The following is a 2,090-nucleotide window of genomic DNA, read 5'->3' on the forward strand; positions in this document are numbered from 1 at the left end:
TAGGCGATATTTTTGTTCATAGTGCTTATACCTTAAGTCGAAATCAAGTGAAGTATACACAACCTGCTGATTTTGATTTAGTACGGTCTGGAAAAGACTATTTGGAATGTTTTCATTCGGAGAAGTATACTAGTTTCAATCCTGCTTCTTTGACTATTTTTGTAGATAAACTTATTTCAAAGGATAAGAATTTCGTTGTATTTATTGAAATACCTCCTGTTTTTAGTCGGGATTCTGTGTATATAGATGCAGACCTTTTACCTGATCTGAAACAGGAAATAAATACGAGTCATTGCAAGGATATACGATTTGATTTCCGTTGGAATACCGGTCAGAATCTTTCATTGGATCAGTGCCCAATCAGCTATAAATCTTCCGATTATGCCCGAAGTGCCTTTAATGCTGATACGGTACTTACTTATCCTCTGAAAATGTGGAAGAAATATGAGAATAAATATAATAATTGTCAGGTAATGGTTATACAGAAAAATACTCGGGGATATATCTGTTTGTATATTTTCTACAATAATGAAGGGAAAAAGAATTTTGAACACTATATGAAATCACTTAATGGAGTGTTTTGGTATCGTGATCCTAAGGATTATATTGAGTTTGTTGAACCGAAACAGGATTCTATAATTTATATTGGTCATCGTAAGGAGGTTGATGCTCGGGTTTATTATTCCGCTCACAATGAAATTACTTTAGAATTGATGAATTTCCGGTATGAGGAAATAGTGTCTTTATTGGATCGAGGGAGCTTTATTAAGTTTTATAAAGCTGATGAACTATATAAATTGGATAAGATAAAGAAATATGAATTAGTTGCAACTGACTCAATGAATGTGCTTGCTAAAATAGCTTCCGGTAAGGTTTATTTGCTAAAATACAAAGTGGATGCGCCGGATTATCAGAAAGTATATCTGCAAATGGAGTATTCACGTAATTTTGTTTCTCCTCCAGCGGATTGCGATTGGAAGTGTTATACTGATACATTTAATATTTTACCCTATAGAAGCAGGAGAACACGATTAGATGAAAATATGATTGTTCGAAAAGAAAAATTGAGCGGTGAGCATGTTTATGATAAATTAGAGAGAATGCCCGAATTTTCAGGTGGAGAACAGGCATTGCTTCATTATTTAGCGGAGCAGACAAGTGTATATGCCTCATCACATGAACAAGAATATTTATGTGTAAGAGTAATTGTAGAAAAAGACGGAGAAGTAACACATCCTTATTTTATTTTGGATAGGAATCCTTTAGGTAAGAATCCTTTTTTTCGGAAAGCAGTATTAGAAATTATTAAAAAGATGCCCAAATGGAAACCTGGATTAAGAAATGGTAAGGCAGTACGTTCTTATTATACTATACCTATTATGTTTAAATTGAAGTAAAGTATTTAAGGTTAGTGATTTTGAAAGAGAAATATGCAGTGATTTTCAACTAGGATTTGAATATGAGGACGATGAAAGAGATTGTTTGTTCTGTGATAGTGTTATTAGGTATAGATTTATCTGTATCATCCATTACTTCCGATCTAAAAAGTTATAAAGATAATAACATTAATAGATATGTGATAAGGGATGAGCTACTGGGAAATATTTTGGATGATTATTTTGATGTAATAATAGTAGGAGAAGTGTCTGAAATAACCAAATCTGTAGTTCTAGGTAAACCGTTTGTATGCGGTTGATAAAACAAGAGGATCAGGTGAGTAGTGTTTCATATCAGCAATTGCATGATGTTGTTGTCACAGGCGTAAAAAATAGCATAAATGGTTATTTTAAATATTATGATTCCGTGACAGGTGAAGTGGGGCATTTGACAAAAAGTGAACTGGAAAATAAAACAACTCGAAATTTTTATATTTTGAACCATAAATAGAACTTAAATATGAAGAAGATTACAAAAACAAATTTTCAGGGATTGCGACAGTTATTTCCTGTATTAGGAAAAGAAGAGATGCGTCATTATATAGGTGGCACCTTTGGTGGTTACTATTATACTGGTGGTTGGAATGGTGATGGTGGCTATTATGGTTCTTCTGGTTCTAGTGGTAGTTCTTATTATTCTCAATATGATTTTGA

At 32.9% G+C, this 2,090-nt stretch carries 3 protein-coding genes; all 3 read left to right on the top strand.

The features are described from left to right. A partial coding sequence (locus tag HMPREF2794_RS29310; protein WP_070752508.1) for an energy transducer TonB occupies positions 1-1,397 on the top strand: 1,397 nt, incomplete at its 5' end. Between the two features lie 71 nt (positions 1,398-1,468). After that, positions 1,469-1,696 (top strand): hypothetical protein, encoded by a 228-nt coding sequence (locus HMPREF2794_RS20630; protein WP_139147281.1) that lies wholly within the window; start codon positions 1,469-1,471, stop codon positions 1,694-1,696. Between the two features lie 200 nt (positions 1,697-1,896). After that, positions 1,897-2,090 (top strand): TIGR04149 family rSAM-modified RiPP (locus HMPREF2794_RS20640; protein ID WP_139147282.1); only part of this gene is annotated, 194 nt, incomplete at its 3' end.

This window comes from Bacteroides sp. HMSC067B03, assembly GCF_001811315.1.
In the GTDB taxonomy this organism is placed as follows: Bacteria; Bacteroidota; Bacteroidia; order Bacteroidales; family Bacteroidaceae; genus Bacteroides; species Bacteroides faecis.

What these genes read in the sequence shown, in the direction of transcription:
- HMPREF2794_RS20630 (WP_139147281.1), top strand. Translation starts at nt 1,469, where the DNA reads ATGAAAGAGATTGTTTGTTCTGTGATAGTGTTATTAGGTATAGATTTA.